Genomic DNA, 13,254 nt, shown 5'->3' on the forward strand with positions numbered 1-13,254 from the left:
CCCGCCCGGGATGTCACCGGGCGGGCCCGCCCCCGCGTTACACGGGGAAGCCTGCCGTCAGCGGCAGGCTTCGCTCACTTCTCGGCCGCGGTGTCGGCCTCGACGGTGTCATCGAAGGGGTTCTCGACGAGAGCGTTCGAGTGGGTGGCGGACAGGTGGGCGAGCTGCCCCTGGTCGGCGATCGGGCTGAACACCTTGTTGTTCTCCATGAGTTGACGTCTCCATTCGGTCGGATCGGATAGGCGTGCCGCACGGCGATTGGTGACTGCCGCCGCACCCACCGACACTAATGAATATGATTTTCATTCCGCAATAGCTGGAGTGGATCGAGAGGGTGATCTGGGTAACAGACGGGCCAACCGCCCTCGCTGTCGACCCCCACCCGGCCGTCCACGCCCAGGACTTCGGCCAGCAGCCGCCGGGTGACGACCTCGGCCGGGGGCCCGTCGGCGGCGACCAGGCCCTCGCGCAGCGCGACGATCCGGTCGGCGAACCGGGCGGCGTGGTTGAGGTCGTGCAGCACCATCACCACCGTCAGCCGGCGTTCCGCGCGCAGCCGTACGACCGTCTGGAGCACCTCCAGTTGGTGTCGCAGATCGAGATACGTGGTCGGCTCGTCGAGGAAGAGCACGCGGGCGTCCTGGGCCAGCGCCATGGCCAGCCGGACCCGTTGGCGTTCACCCCCGGACAGCGCGTCCACCGGCCGGTCGACCCAGGCGGTGACACCGACGTCCGCGAGCGCCCGGGACGTCACCTCGTCATCGCCCTCCCGCAGCATCCCGAGCGGCCCCCGGGCCGCATAGCGCCCCTGACGTACCAGTTGACGTACCGTCAATCCCGGTACTGCCGGTGCTGATTGGTGGAGCAGGGCGACGCGTCGGGCGGCGGTGCGGCGGGGCAGCCGCGCCACGTCGTCACCTTCGAGCAGGACACGCCCGCCGCTCGGGGTGAGCAGGCCGGCGGCGAGCTTGAGGAAGGTGCTCTTGCCGCATCCGTTGAGCCCGATCAGGGCGACCAGTTCACCGGCGCGGATACTCAGGTCCACCCCGCGCAGCACCATGCGTCCCGGGTAGCCGAAGGCCAGCCCTTCGGCCCGGACCACATCCGGACCGGGGCCCGCGCCCGGCTTCGCATCCGGGGCGACCCGCTTCGCCGGGCCCACGTCCACTTGTCCCGTCAGGCCTTCCGACATGCCGCCCCCCTCATCGCCGTACCCCTGTTCTGTCGACTGTTCCGTCGGATGTTCCGACTGCTGTTCCGACTGCTGCTCCGTCTGCTGTTCCTCCGACGCCGGGACGGCGCGTCCACTCCTCGCCCCGTCATCGCTCGTCCGCCCGTCGCCGCGCCACGACCATCAGCAGCCCCGCCCCCACGAAGGTGGTCAGGGCGCCGACCGGAAGGGTCAGCCGGTCCGCGTCGAACGCGGTGGCCAGCAGCCGGGACAGCAGTTGGGCGGCGGCGTCCGCCCCGCACACCACCACCGCACCGAGCAGCGCGGCGCCCGGGAGCGTGCTGCGCAGGTCGGCGCCGAAGACGGCCAGCGCCAGATGAGGCACCAGCAGCCCGACGAAGCCGAGCGCGCCCACCGCCGAGACGGCGCCGGCCGTCAGCGCCACCGCGCACACGAGCGCCGCTCCCCGGCCCCGGCCGGTGGCCAGACCCGCCGCGGCGGCCTGCTCGTCGCCGCAGCGCAGCAGGGTCAGCGGTCCGGCGAGCAGCCAGGCCGCCGCACCCCAGAAGGCGGCCCACGGCCAGAGCAGATTCCAGTGCTGCCAGACCCGGCCCTCGGTGGAGCCGATCAACCACTGGACGACGCTGCCGAGTTCGCCGGGCGCCACCAGGAGGACGACGGCGGTGAGTCCGGCGAGCACCGCCGACACGAGGACCCCGTAGACGGCGGTCTGTTCCGGGTCGCCCCGGTCCCGCCCGGCGAGCAGCCACAGCAGCCCCGCTCCGGCGAAGCCGCCGAGGCAGGCCGCCACGACCACGGCCGTGGGGGATTCCCAGCCCGCCAGGCCGAGGCCGGTCGCGGTCACCGCGCCGAGCACCGCACCGGGGGTGACACCGGTGACCTCGGGCCCGGCCAGCGGATTGCGCAGGGCGGACTGGAGCACGAGCCCGGCCACCCCGAGGCAGGCCCCGGCGGCCAGCGCCACCAGCAGCCGGGGCAACCGCAGGTGGAGCACGATGTGCTCGGCGGTGGGGTCGTCGCCGATCCCGAGCAGCACGGCCCGTACGCCTTCGGGGGTGACGCCCCGGCCGGCGAACAGATCGGCGCAGGCCACCGCGGCGACGAGCAGCGCCAGGCCGCCCAGCCGGACGCCCGGTGCGCGCAGAGCGCGGCGGGCACGGCCGGCCCGTCCGGGCGCGGTGTCGGTGAGCGTCATCGTTCGGCCTTCCGCAGGACGGGAGCGGGGACGTCCGGCGGACTCCCCGGCACGGACGCGGACGCGGGCGCGGCCACGGGCAGGGCCTCGGGCAGGGCCTCGGGCAGGGCCACGGCCCCCCGGTCCCGGGCGGGCCGCCTCCCCCGCTTCAGCAGCACCACCCCGACCGGCACCCCGACCAGAGCGGTCCAGGCGCCGACGGGCGTCTCGACCGGGGCGAGCGCCAGCCGGGCCGGCTGATCGGCGCACAGCACGACGATCGCGCCGCACACGGCGGACCGGACGAGCCACCCGGCCGCGCCGCCGTCCGGGCGGAGGCGGCGGGCCAGGTGCGGGGCGAGGAAGCCGACCCAGGCCACCGGCCCGCAGACCGCGACGACGGGGGCGATGAGGACGACGGCGATGCCCAGCGCGGCCACCCGCGCCCGTTCGACCCGTACCCCCAGCGCACGGGCGTCGTCGTCACCCAGCCGCAGCACACCGAGCACCGGCACGCACAGCACCAGCGCGGGGGCGGCGACGGCGAGCCAGGGCAGCAGACCGGTGACGTCGTCCCAGGTGCGGGCGGACAGACTGCCCAGCAGATAGCGGTAGATGAGCTGGAGGTCGAGCTGGTCGGCCATGACCATGAGCACCAGCAGCCCCGCCTGGAGCGCGGCGGCGACGGCGGCTCCGGTCAGCAGCACGGCCGAGGGGCTCCGCCCGAATCCGGCGGCGACCAGGGTGAGCAGACCGCCGAGCGCCGCCCCGGCCAGGGCGAGGAACGGCTGCAGCCCGAGCGGGACGGCCAGGGCCAGGACCAGCGGCGCGGCGACGCCCAGGGCGGCCCCGGAGGAGACCCCCAGCATCTCCGGCACGGCCAGCGGGTTGCGCAGGGCCTCCTGGAGGACGAGGCCCGCCGCGCCCAGGCAGGCGCCGGCGAGCAACGCCAACACCATGCGGGGAAGCCGCAGTTCGGTGACGACGAGCCCCGCGAGCCCGTCGGCGCCCAGCGTGGCCGGCAGCCGGGCGGGCGGGACGTACGGCGTGCCGAGGCTGAGCGCGCAGACCGCGCCCGCCAGGGCCGCCGCGCCCAGGCAGAGCAGTGCGACGGGCGGACGCCTCACCGCAGCGCGGCCGTCGCCTCGTCGAGGACGACGCCCAGGGACCGGGTGCCGCGGCCCTTGGCCCACACCTCGGAGTCGACCTCGATGACCTTGCCGTTCTTCACGGCGGGGATCCGTGACCAGAGGGGGTTCTTCGCCAGCTTGTCGGAGAGTTTGCCGTCCGGCGCACCGAAGGAGAGGGTCTCCACGAACAGGACGTCGACGTCCCGGGCGAGGATCTCCTCCAGGCTGTAACTGCCGTCGACGCCCCGGCTCTTCCAGGGGTAGTGGGAGATCTTCGGGAACAGTCCGGCGGCCACATCGGTCTCCGGGGTGGCCACGCCGAAGTTCTCGTCGCTGCCGTAGACGATCAGCGCGGTCCTGTCGCTCTTCCGCTTCTCCGCCTCAGCCAGGCGGGTGCGGAAGGTCTTCTCGGCCTTCTCGCCCTGTTCGGTGCGGCCGGTGAGCGCGGCGAGGTCCCGCAGGTAGCCGACGCTGTCCTGCCAGGATCCGGGCTGGACCGGCCAGAACGTCGTGGCGCCCTTCAGCGCGGGGGCCAGCTTGCCGTGCGTGTCCTCCAGGCCGATCACCAGGTCGGGCCGGTGGGACAGGATCGCCTCGACCTCGGGACTGAGGAAGCCGCCGGGCACGACCGGTATCTCCGCCGCCTTCTTCTCGCCCAGGAGCTTCGGGTGCGCCAGCACCTGGGAGTTGGTGGCGGTGGGGGTCATGCCCAGCTCGACGAGGATGTCGTCGCAGAGGGCGACCAGGCAGACGATCTTCTCCGGCGGCTTCGGCAGGGAGACCGTGACGCCCTTGGCGTCGGTGATCCGGGTGGCGGCCTCGATGGGCCGCACCTCTGTGGTCGTACGGGATCCGGCCCCGCCCCCCGGAGCGCCGGCCGTCCCTCCGGTGCCGGTCTCCTCGGTTCCGCAGCCGGCCAGCAGGCCTCCCAGTACGGCGATCGCGGCCCAGCGGCGGACTCTCAGCGCGGTTCGTGGCATCGACGGTCCCTCAACGTTCCTGTGCGGTCCCGGGGATGCGGCAGCGAGGGCGGCGGAGCCCCGGGAGCGATCCCCGCCACAAGCCGAAACCTTACACATGATTATCATTTCCATTAAAGCCAGCGGGGTCACCCACCGATTCCAGGAGTTCGCCATGCCGCACGCCCCCACCCCTCGCCTCTCGTCCCACGCGCCGCCGCGCCTCCTGGTCGCCGACCACGTCGCGGGGCGGATCAGCCTGCTGGACCTCCCGGACGGAACGGAGCGGGCGGAGCTGAACCACCGGCACCTCGCCGAGCACGCGGGGTTCCTCGCCCTGCCGGGCGACCTCACCGCCTGTGTGGACGACCGGGCGGGTGAGCTGTTGGTCCTGGACCCCTACGGCCCCGACGCGGGCCGCCCGCTGGTCCGGCGGCGGATTCCGGTCGCGGTCCCCGCCGAGCATCTGGCGGCGGATCCGGGAGGGCGGTATCTGGCGGTGACCACCGGCCTCGGCCGCAACGAGGCGGCCTGGACCGGGCTCCTGACGGCCGTCGACCTCGACGCACCGGACGGCGCCGTCGCCGTACGCGTACGGGAGCGCACCGGCGAGCCGGGTGTCACGGTCCTCGGCGGACCGTCCCCGCTCGTGGTGCTGCGTCACCGGGAGCCGGGCGAACTGCTGGTCCACCGGCATCGCGACCTGATGCGTTCGGCCCCCGCCTGCCCACCGGCGACCCCGGTGCGGCGGATCGCGCTGCCGGACGACGACGGGCACGGTGACGCCCACGATCCGCTCACCGGGCGGGTGTTCGCCGCCGCGGGCTCGGGGGTGCATCGCGCACGGCGAGAGCAGAACACCCCGGATGCCCCGGACGCCCTCGTGTCCGAGGCCCCGCTGTCCTGGTCCGCCGACGGCCGGTCCGGCGGGCGCGGCTACTACCTGCGGCTCGACCCGGTGCGGCGCATGGTCTGGTCCTGCGTGCGCGGCGGGCCGGGCGACCCCGGGCAGTGGCCCGACTGGTCCAACGACGCCTGGTGGCACCACCTCGACACCGGCGTTACGGGCCGGCTGGAGCTGGGCCCCGGGCTGGTGTTCCGGCTCGCGGTGACCGCGCGCCACATCGCGTACACCCGGGTCCACCCGGACGGCGACGAGCTCATCCTGCTCACGGCACCCCCGGCCGCAGGATCCCGCCCGGAGGTCGCCGCGCGACTGCCCCTGCCCGCCATGTCCGGCGCACCCCGGCGCGGCGGGACCCCCTGGGACGGCGTGCAGCGGCGGGCCGTCGCCGGCTCCCCCGGCGGGGACCTGGTGGCGGTCAGCCGGGGAGGCCATGGCGAGATCCACGTCTTCGACGCGGATCGGGCGGCCCAGGTCACGACCCTGTCCGTCCCGACCCCCCTGGACGACGGCGGTCACCTCGCGCTCGTCACGCCCGGGGACGGAGCGCACGCCGATCCGATCGGCCGCTGAGAGACGCGGCGCGGGTGGTGGCGCGGCGCAACCACCGTGCCACCACCCGCTCCTGGCGCCCGGACCGGCTTCACCAGGAGGACTTGGTCACCCCCGGCAGGAATCCCGCGTGGGCCTGCTCGCGCATCCGGACCCGGGAGAGGCCGAACCTGCGCAGATACCCCCGGGGCCTGCCGTCGACGCTGTCCCGGTTACGGACCCGCGTGGCACTGGCATCGCGCGGCTGACGCCGCAACTCCTCGACGGCGGCGGCACGTTCGCGCTCCGGCGTGCCGGGCCGGCGGATGACCTCCTTGAGCTCGGCCCTGCGGGCCGCGTAGCGGTCGACGATCGCCTGACGCTTGTCGTTCCGCGCGATCTTGCTCTTCTTCGCCATTCAGACCTTCCCTCCCCGCGCGCGGATGCGCGCGACCGCGGCTTCGATGCCGATGCTGTCGATCGTCTTGATCGCCCGAGCGCTCAGCGTGAGGCGCACATACCGGCCCTCACCGGGCAGCCAGTACCGCTTGCGCTGAACATTCGGGTCGAACCGGCGGGACGTCCGGCGGTGCGAATGGGAGATGTTGTTGCCGAATCCCGGCTTCGAGCCGGTCAGTTGGCAGTGGGCGGACATGGAAAGTTACCTGCCTCTCCTTCGACGCATCCATTATTGAAAATGGAAACCATTGCCATATAGTAGCGCCCATGGCTCGCAACGAAGTACGCCCGGTCATCAAGCTCCGCTCCACCGCGGGGACCGGCTACACCTACGTCACCCGCAAGAACCGGCGGAACGACCCCGACCGGATGGTGCTGCGCAAGTACGACCCGGTCGCCCGCCGCCATGTCGACTTCCGCGAGGAACGCTGAAGCATCCACTCCCCCGACGCCGCCCCTGAAGCACACCCCTAGGACACCGCCATGAAGCCCGGAATCCACCCCTCGTACGGCCCCGTCGTCTTCCGCGACAAGGCCGCCGACTTCGCGTTCCTGACCCGTTCGACCATGACCAGCGACCGCACCGTCGCGTGGGAGGACGGCAACACCTACCCGGTGGTCGACGTGGAGATCTCCTCCGCGAGCCACCCCTTCTACACCGGCACCGCCCGCGTCCTGGACACCGCCGGACGCGTGGAGCGCTTCGAACGCCGCTACGGACGCGGTGAGGCTCGGTGAACGAGCACCGTACGAAGCTGCCCGTCGTCATCGTCTGCGGCCTGCACTCCGAGGCGCGCCACGACGTGGTGGAAGGGCTACTTCGGGACGTTCCGCACAGCGTCGCGCTCCACCACGACCTGTCGACGGCCACCGGTGGGACGGTCCGCCGCTCCCTGCGGGACGCCGGCGGCAAGCTGGCTTCCGGCGAAGCGCCGCTGGTGAACGAGTGCGCCTGCTGCGCGCTGCGCGAGGACCTCGTCCCCGAACTCGAACGGCTCGCGGAGGACGGGGTGACCCGCCTCGCCGTCCTGGAGCTCTGGGACTCCGTCGAGCCGAAGTCCATGGCCGAGGTGATCGCGGCGCACACCGATGCCGCCGAGGTGACGAACGTGTTCGCGGCGGTCGACCCCACCCTCGTCCTGCCCTGTCTCTCCAACGGCGACGATCTGGCCGAGGCCGGTCTCGCGGCGGCGCCGGCCGACCGACGGACCATCGGCGACACCTGGGCCCGGCAGGTGGAGAACGCCCCCGTCCTCGCCGTGGCGCAGAGCCCTGCGGCGGACGACGAGGACCGCGCGCTGATCCGGCAGCTTCATCCGACGGCCCGTCAGGCAGGTGCCGGTTCGACGGAGTTGGCCCGTCTCGCGTTCGCGGGGTTCGACGTGGAGGCGGCGGACGCGGGGCAGCACCCGGCCTGCGCACTGCTGCCGCAGGAGGCGGAGGAAGCCGGGGTGGGCACGCTCGTCTGGCGTCGGCACCGGCCCTTCCACCCCGAGCGCCTCCTGGACGCGCTGGAGGACCTGAGCTGCGCGGCGGCCCGCAGCCGGGGCCGGTTCTGGCTCGCGGACCGGCCCGACACGCTGCTCTCCTGGGATGCGGCGGGCGGCGCGCTCTGCGTGGAGAACACCGGCCCCTGGCTCGCCTCGCTCCCGGACGCCGCCTGGTCCATGGTGCCGCCCTACCGGCGGGCGGCCGCCGCACTGGACTGGCATCCCGAGCACGGCGACTGCTGCCAGCACCTGGTCTTCGTCTCCCCCGGCCTCGACCGCGACGGCCTGACCGGGCTGCTGGACTCCTGCCTGCTCACGGACGAGGAGTACGGATCCGGCCGGGACGCGTGGAAGAACCTGCCCGCCGCGTTCGACGCGCTCCTCGACCCGGTCCACTGACCCGACCGTCCCGACCCGTCCCGTCCCGCCGCGTCCCCGCCCCCGTAACCCCGTAACCCCGCAGTCCCGCGACCCACCGACACACGAGGAAGCCCCATGGCACGTCAGCCGGACCCCCGCAAGCCGCTCAAGAACCGGCCGAACCCCCTGGACGCCGCCAGGATCACGTACATCGACTACAAGGACACCGATCTGCTACGGAGGTTCCTCTCCGACCGGGGGAAGATCCGCAGCCGCCGGGTCTCCCGGATCAGCGCCCAGCAGCAGCGCCGGGTGGCCGCCGCCATCAAGAACGCCCGCGAGATGGCCCTGCTCCCGTACTCCGGATCCGCGGCGGGCAAGTAGCGCGCGACGCCCCCGCCCCTGGATTTCGCCCTGCGGCGGGGGCCGCCGCCCGCGGCTCGGGATGCAACACCGCGGCAGCCCGGAGAACATGGACGCATGGGCAGAGACATCCCCGAGAAGGGCGCCCCCGGTTCGAGGTCATCGACTCCGGGAGCAGCGGGCCGACGGGGCGGTCCGCCGCACCAGGGACTCGCACTCGCCGCCATGCTGTTCGCCGTGTCGATGACGTTCATCGACCAGACCATCGTCGCGATCGCCGCCCCGGACATCATCGACGAACTCGGGCTCACCTCCTCGCAGATGCAGTGGGTCGTCAACGCCTATCTGCTGACGCTGGCCGCCTTCTTCGCACTCGGCGGACGACTGTCCGACATCTTCGGCCACCGCCGCGTGATGCTGATCGGCACCCTGGTCTTCGTCATCGCCTCCGCCCTGTGCGGCGCGGTGCCCTCCGGGGACTTCGCGCAGGCGTGGCTGATCGGCTTCCGGGCCGTCCAGGGCATCGGAGCGGCCCTGATGTTCCCCGCCGCGCTCGCGGTGGTCATCGCCGTGTTCCCGGTGGAGCGGCGCGGCCGGGCGCTGGCGCTGTTCTTCGGGATCTCCGGGGCACTCACCGCCGTCGGGCCGCTGCTCGGCGGCTGGCTCACCGCGTGGACCTGGCGGGCGATCTTCTGGGTCAATGTCCCGATCGCCGTCATCGCCGTCGTACTGGCGCTGCTGGCCCGCATCCCGGACCGGTCCCGCCGCGAGCCGCTGGACCTGCCCGGGGCGGCGCTGGTCGCGGTCGGCATGGGGCTGACGGTGCTGGGCCTGCAGCAGGCGGGTACCTGGGGCTGGGACTCCGTCGCCACCTGGGCCTGCATCGCGGGCGGGCTGGTGGTTCTGGCGGTCTTCTGCCGGTTCGAGCTGCGCACCCGCTTCCCGTTGATCAAGCTGCGGGTCTTCCGCGATCTGGCGTTCAGCGTCGACAACGCCGTGCTGTTCTTCGCCATGCTGGCGTTCGTCCCGGTGTTCTTCTTCGCCTCCGTGTACGCGCAGGTCTCGCTGAGCGCCTCGCCGAACCAGGCCGCGCTGTATCTCCTGTACTTCTTCATCGGCTTCGGGATCGCCTCCCAGTGGGGCGGCCGGATCCTCGACAAGCGCGGCGCACGCCCCGCGATGAAGCTCGGTACGGCGCTCGGTGCGGTCGGGTTCGCGCTGTGGGCGGGCAAGTTGACGTCCCTGTCCATGCACGACCAGTGGCTGTACGCGGCGATGGCGGGCGCGGGCATCGGGCTGCTGCTGGCGCCGGCCTCGACGGACGCGGTGAACCGGGCGATCGACGCCAGCTACGGCGAGGTCACCGGCATCACCCAGACCGTGCGCAACTTCGCGGCCAGCATCGGTCTCGCCGTCTACGGCACCGTGCTGACCCATACGACGATCACCAAGGTGGACGAGACGCTGCGGAGCAAGGGCGTGCCGGCCGGTGAGTCGCACGACATCGCCGAGTCCGTCGCCCAGTCGGTGACCGGCCACGCGGACTCCCGGGGGCCGTCCGGGTCCGGGCCCGTGGCGGAGACCGTACGGGACTCGATGGCGGCGATCCGGATGGACTTCGCCGAGGCGAACCAGTGGGTGTTCTACGGGATGGCCATCGCCCTGGGCATCGCCTTTCTGATCTCGCTGCGCCATCCGGGGACCCGGGTGACGCGGGAGTCCTCCGATCAATGAAGGTCGCGCCCGGTGTCGGGTGGGTCCGGTGGATCCGGCAGGTCCGGTGACGAACCGACCGGGGCGGGTCGCTGCCGGCCGCGGCGGAGACGGCTGGGGCGACCGCATGGCTCCCGGTCGTCGTGGACGGAGGCGTGTGCGGGGCACGCCGGGCGGGGCAGGTAGAGCAGGGGCTGATCAGGTGGGTCGGTGGGTCAGAAGGCGAATACGGCGTTGTCGTTCATGCTGCCCGCCATCTCGCAGGCATTGCCGTACGTGGTGCTGAACTGGACCGGCTTGCCCTGCCAGACCCCGTGGGCGGTCACCACGACCGGGTCCCACTGGCGGGTACAGGTCCGGTTCGACGGGCCGGCGGTCAGTTCGGAGAACTCGCCCTGGACCGCGGCCAGTTCCTTGCAGGCCTCGACCGGAGAGGGGTGCGTCCCCTCGGCGGTCGGGGCACAGGAGAGCGTGACGGCCCGTTCCACGGTGGCGGTCAGCGGGTCCTCGCCGCGGGCGACGGTGAGGACGAGTGCGGAGGGTGCGTAGAGGCTCTCCGCCTTCGCCGGTGCGGCCTGCGCGGTGGCGGTCGCGAAACCGCCGAGCAGAAGAGCGCTCGCCGTGACGGTTGCGAAGATGGCGTGAGGGTTGCGTCGCATTGGTGAAAACTCCTCGATCGGGTGCCTGATTGCGGTCAGGAGTCTTACGCATGCGGAAAGTAAGCGCACATCGACGGCCACCTTCCAGCCGTAGACGCTTGTTCGAACCGACCGAATGGTCATTCGGGCAGCTCAGGCACCCCGCGCGACTCGTCCAGCATATGGACAGACTTCAGCGGTTCAATCCGAAACAACCGCCTGACCTGCGGATACATCCGAACGACTCGATGCGCCAAACCGCCGCTTCGGCCGGAAAGTACCGCTGTCCGGGCGCTTCACGGCCGCCGCCACCCTTCGACGAACCGCCCACGGATCACGCGGAGGACACAATTCCGGATACCTCTTGACCAGGGGAATTTAGGTTAGGCTAACCTCACGGTCGTGATCGCTCCTGCCCTCGACCGAGAAGACCCATCGCCGCGTCGGCGCTCCGCGCCCGCTGCCGGCACCCCCGCCCCGACCGCCGGTGCCGGGCCCGGCTCGGCCGTGTCCCGCGCGGCCGCTGAACCCGACGCCGGCCTCGACGCCCGCGACATGACGGTCGCGTACGACCGCACCGACGTCGTGCACGGCGCCGACCTCCGGCTGCCGCGCGGGCGCGTCACCGCGCTCATCGGGCCGAACGGCAGCGGGAAGTCCACCCTGTTGCGGGCCGTGGCCCGGCTGCACAAGGCGCGTACCGGAACCGTGACCGTGGCGGCCCGGACCGAGGACGCCGGGCCCGTCGACGCCCTCGCCCTGTCGCGCTCCGACTTCGCCCGCCGCGTCACCCTGCTCGCGCAGAGCCGGACCGCGCCGGCCGGGCTCAGCGTCCGCGACGTGGTCGGATTCGGCCGGCACCCCTACCGGGGCCGGGTCCGGGGGAACGACCCGGACGGCGCCCGGATGGTCGAGCACGCGCTGACCGTCACGAACCTCGCCGAGTTCGCCGACCGCGGGGTGGAGAGCCTCTCCGGCGGGCAGCTGCAACGCGTCTGGTTCGCCTGCTGCCTGGCCCAGGACACCGACGTACTCCTCCTCGACGAGCCGACGACCTATCTCGACCTGCGCTACCAGGTGGAGATCCTCGACCTCGTCCGCGACCTGGCCGACACCCACGGCGTCACCGTCGGGGTCGTCCTGCACGACCTGGACCAGGCCGCCGCCGTGGCCGACCAGGTCGTCCTCCTCTCGTCCGGGCGGATCGTCGCCGCGGGCACACCCGCCGAGGTGTACGCCCCCGAGCGGCTCAGCGACGCCTACGGCATCCGCATCGACGTCGAACCCGACTCCGCCACCGGCATCCCACGCACCCGCGCGGTCGGCCGCCTCCACCTCCGTTCCGAAAGGCCCTGAACACCCTCATGAAGAACCAGCACCTGACCTGGCCCGTCCTCGCCGCCGCGGCCGCGCTCGCCCTCACGGCCTGCGGCACCACCGAGGCGCCGAAGAAGGAGTCCGCCGGGGACAACGCGGTGACGATCACCGACTCGCGCGGCAAGAAGATCACGCTCGACGGGCCGGCCAAGCGCGTCGTCGGCACCGAGTGGAACGTCGTCGAGACGCTCGTCACCCTCGGCGTCCAGCCGGTCGGGGTGGCCGACGTGAAGGGCTACACCGCGTACGACAAGGCCGCGCCGCTCACCAAGGGCGTCAAGGACATAGGCACCCGGGGCGAGCCCAGCGTCGCCACCGTCGCCGCTCTCGAGCCCGACCTCATCGTCGCCACCACCGACCTGTCCGACTCCGCCATCGCGCAGCTGTCCAAGGCCGCCCCGGTCGCCGTGGTCCGCTCGGCCGACGCGAGCCGGCAGATCGACCAGATGATCGACACCGTCGAACTCATCGGCCGGGCCACCGGCACCGAGGACAAGGCCACGTCCGAGGTCGCCTCCTTCCGCAAGGCGGTCACCGACGGGAAGAAGAAGCTCGCGGACGCCGGTCTCGCCGGCGAGAAGGTCGCGTTCGCCGACGGCTGGCAGGAGGGCAACCAGGTCTCGGTGCGCCCGTACGTCAAGGGCTCGCTGCTCTCCGACGTGAACACCGAACTCGGCCTCGTCGACCCGTGGAAGCTGAAGGGCGACAAGGCCTACGGCCTGGCCGCGACCGATGTCGAGGGCCTCACGAAGATCGGCGACGCGCAGTTCGCGTACATCGCCAACGACTCCGACGGCGGCGACCCGTTCGCCGACGGCCTCAAGGACAACGCGGTGTGGAAGTCCCTCCCGTTCGTCAAGAACGACGAGGTCCACCGACTGCCCGACGGCGTCTGGATGTTCGGCGGCACCGCGTCGATGCGCGAGTACATCGACGCCCTCGTCGGCGCGCTGACCGCCTGACG

16 protein-coding genes are annotated in these 13,254 nt (G+C 72.5%); 8 read left to right on the top strand and 8 right to left on the bottom strand.

Annotation, left to right across the window (positions count from 1 at the left end):
• Window positions 1-74: 74 nt before the first annotated feature.
• The 5 genes from amiA to ACIQPT_RS00995 form a co-directional block, all read right to left on the bottom strand.
• The gene (gene amiA, locus ACIQPT_RS00975; protein WP_401151046.1) at window positions 75-209 is read right to left on the bottom strand and encodes a streptamidine family RiPP; all 135 of its coding nucleotides are present in this window, start codon (window positions 207-209) and stop codon (window positions 75-77) included.
• Window positions 210-286: 77 nt separating this feature from the next.
• On the bottom strand, window positions 287-1,192 hold the full coding sequence (locus ACIQPT_RS00980) for an ABC transporter ATP-binding protein (protein ID WP_401151048.1): 906 nt from the start codon (window positions 1,190-1,192) through the stop codon (window positions 287-289).
• Window positions 1,193-1,319: 127 nt separating this feature from the next.
• Window positions 1,320-2,387 carry a FecCD family ABC transporter permease gene (locus ACIQPT_RS00985; RefSeq protein WP_401151051.1) on the bottom strand — a complete coding sequence of 356 codons (1,068 nt, stop codon included), beginning with the start codon at window positions 2,385-2,387 and terminating at the stop codon, window positions 1,320-1,322.
• A complete protein-coding gene (locus tag ACIQPT_RS00990) occupies window positions 2,384-3,493 on the bottom strand; it encodes a FecCD family ABC transporter permease (protein ID WP_401151053.1) in 1,110 nt (369 codons plus the stop codon). Before ACIQPT_RS00990 ends, ACIQPT_RS00985 begins: the two co-directional genes overlap by 4 nt.
• Window positions 3,490-4,476 (bottom strand): ABC transporter substrate-binding protein, encoded by a 987-nt coding sequence (locus tag ACIQPT_RS00995; protein ID WP_401151056.1) that lies wholly within the window; start codon window positions 4,474-4,476, stop codon window positions 3,490-3,492. The genes ACIQPT_RS00990 and ACIQPT_RS00995 overlap by 4 nt, the downstream gene beginning before the upstream one ends.
• A gap of 154 nt (window positions 4,477-4,630) precedes the next feature.
• Here ACIQPT_RS00995 and ACIQPT_RS01000 point away from each other — a divergent pair, with 154 nt between their 5' ends.
• Window positions 4,631-5,932 (top strand): hypothetical protein, encoded by a 1,302-nt coding sequence (locus ACIQPT_RS01000; protein WP_401151583.1) that lies wholly within the window; start codon window positions 4,631-4,633, stop codon window positions 5,930-5,932.
• 70 nt (window positions 5,933-6,002) lie between these two features.
• Here ACIQPT_RS01000 and rpsN read toward each other — a convergent pair whose 3' ends face one another.
• Together rpsN and rpmB are read right to left on the bottom strand one after the other, a co-directional pair.
• A complete protein-coding gene (rpsN, locus tag ACIQPT_RS01005) occupies window positions 6,003-6,308 on the bottom strand; it encodes a 30S ribosomal protein S14 (protein WP_401151058.1) in 306 nt (101 codons plus the stop codon).
• Window positions 6,309-6,545: a 50S ribosomal protein L28 gene (gene rpmB, locus ACIQPT_RS01010; RefSeq protein WP_401151061.1), complete on the bottom strand. Its 237-nt coding sequence runs from the start codon at window positions 6,543-6,545 to the stop codon at window positions 6,309-6,311.
• 71 nt (window positions 6,546-6,616) lie between these two features.
• Here rpmB and rpmG point away from each other — a divergent pair, with 71 nt between their 5' ends.
• From rpmG to ACIQPT_RS01035, 5 genes are all read left to right on the top strand, one after another.
• Window positions 6,617-6,781, top strand: coding sequence for a 50S ribosomal protein L33 (gene rpmG, locus ACIQPT_RS01015; protein WP_003964410.1), 165 nt, complete (start codon window positions 6,617-6,619; stop codon window positions 6,779-6,781).
• A gap of 51 nt (window positions 6,782-6,832) precedes the next feature.
• On the top strand, window positions 6,833-7,087 hold the full coding sequence (locus ACIQPT_RS01020; RefSeq protein ID WP_103511914.1) for a type B 50S ribosomal protein L31: 255 nt from the start codon (window positions 6,833-6,835) through the stop codon (window positions 7,085-7,087).
• A complete protein-coding gene (locus tag ACIQPT_RS01025; protein ID WP_401151065.1) occupies window positions 7,084-8,238 on the top strand; it encodes a CobW family GTP-binding protein in 1,155 nt (384 codons plus the stop codon). Before ACIQPT_RS01020 ends, ACIQPT_RS01025 begins: the two co-directional genes overlap by 4 nt.
• A 96-nt stretch (window positions 8,239-8,334) precedes the next feature.
• Window positions 8,335-8,583 (top strand): 30S ribosomal protein S18, encoded by a 249-nt coding sequence (gene rpsR / locus ACIQPT_RS01030; RefSeq protein WP_401151068.1) that lies wholly within the window; start codon window positions 8,335-8,337, stop codon window positions 8,581-8,583.
• A gap of 96 nt (window positions 8,584-8,679) precedes the next feature.
• Window positions 8,680-10,296, top strand: coding sequence for an MFS transporter (locus ACIQPT_RS01035; RefSeq protein WP_401151070.1), 1,617 nt, complete (start codon window positions 8,680-8,682; stop codon window positions 10,294-10,296).
• Window positions 10,297-10,490: 194 nt separating this feature from the next.
• Here ACIQPT_RS01035 and ACIQPT_RS01040 read toward each other — a convergent pair whose 3' ends face one another.
• Entirely contained in the window at window positions 10,491-10,934 is a 444-nt protein-coding gene (locus tag ACIQPT_RS01040) for a subtilase-type protease inhibitor (protein WP_401151073.1), read from the bottom strand.
• 534 nt (window positions 10,935-11,468) lie between these two features.
• Here ACIQPT_RS01040 and ACIQPT_RS01045 point away from each other — a divergent pair.
• Window positions 11,469-12,269: an ABC transporter ATP-binding protein gene (locus tag ACIQPT_RS01045; protein ID WP_401151585.1), complete on the top strand. Its 801-nt coding sequence runs from the start codon at window positions 11,469-11,471 to the stop codon at window positions 12,267-12,269.
• An 8-nt stretch (window positions 12,270-12,277) separates the two neighbouring features.
• Window positions 12,278-13,252: an iron-siderophore ABC transporter substrate-binding protein gene (locus ACIQPT_RS01050; RefSeq protein WP_401151076.1), complete on the top strand. Its 975-nt coding sequence runs from the start codon at window positions 12,278-12,280 to the stop codon at window positions 13,250-13,252.
• The last annotated feature ends 2 nt before the right edge of the window (window positions 13,253-13,254 follow it).

It is taken from the genome of Streptomyces sp. NPDC091289, from assembly GCF_044757365.1.
Classification (GTDB): domain Bacteria; phylum Actinomycetota; class Actinomycetes; order Streptomycetales; family Streptomycetaceae; genus Streptomyces.